The following is a 653-nucleotide window of genomic DNA, read 5'->3' as shown; positions in this document are numbered from 1 at the left end:
CATCCATCTCGTCGCCGCGGGCGAGGCGCTGATGCTGGCCAAGCAAGGCCGTCTCGACCTCGCCCAGGCCTATCACGCGATCGCGGCCTCTTCCGGCAACAGCTTCGTCCACGAGACCGAAAGCCAGCTCGTGCTCAACGGCTCCTACGACATCGGTTTCACCATGGACCTGGCGCTGAAGGATCTCGGCTTCGCGCTCGCCATGGGCAGGGATTTCGGCGCGCCGCTCGATCTGGCGACACGCGTCAACGCGATCTTCGAGCAAGGCAAGCGCGCCTATGGCGGCGACGCCTGGTCGACGCAGATCGTCAAGCTGCTCGAGGATGCGGTCGGCGTTGAGCTGCGCGCGCCGGGCTTCCCGGCCAAGCTTGGACTGTAGTCTGGTAGAAATTTAGCTAGTTATTTCAATGGGCTGGCCTTACCTGCTGAATCAAGCCCTCAGCCAGTTGATTCAACCTCTTAAGGTCAGGGCGCCGGGCAGGATCTCGAACGTCGCCGGAATCCGGCCCGGCGACTCGCCGTCTATATCGACCAGCGCGCCATTTTTCTCGGCATCGCCCAACGGCTCGACCAGCACCTTGCGGCCGCGCAGGATGGTGATCGCCGGATGGTTGCGGTGCCGCCCGCCATAGAGCAGGCGGATGTCCCTTATC

The 653-nt window shown here is 63.6% G+C and carries 1 protein-coding gene and 1 pseudogene; one reads left to right on the top strand and one right to left on the bottom strand.

Going from position 1 to position 653, the window contains the following annotated elements; genetic code table 11:
• Positions 1-379: NAD-binding protein (locus tag EOA24_RS40115; RefSeq protein WP_148669987.1), on the top strand; the 379-nt coding region annotated here is incomplete at its 5' end.
• Positions 380-451: 72 nt separating this feature from the next.
• Here the strand turns inward: EOA24_RS40115 and EOA24_RS40110 are convergent.
• Positions 452-653 (bottom strand): annotated as a pseudogene (locus EOA24_RS40110) (diacylglycerol kinase family lipid kinase); the annotation flags it as partial.

Origin of the sequence: Mesorhizobium sp. M2A.F.Ca.ET.039.01.1.1 (assembly GCF_003998035.1) — a bacterium.
Lineage (GTDB): Bacteria > Pseudomonadota > Alphaproteobacteria > Rhizobiales > Rhizobiaceae > Mesorhizobium.
This window is presented reverse-complemented; position numbering and strand designations above follow the sequence as displayed.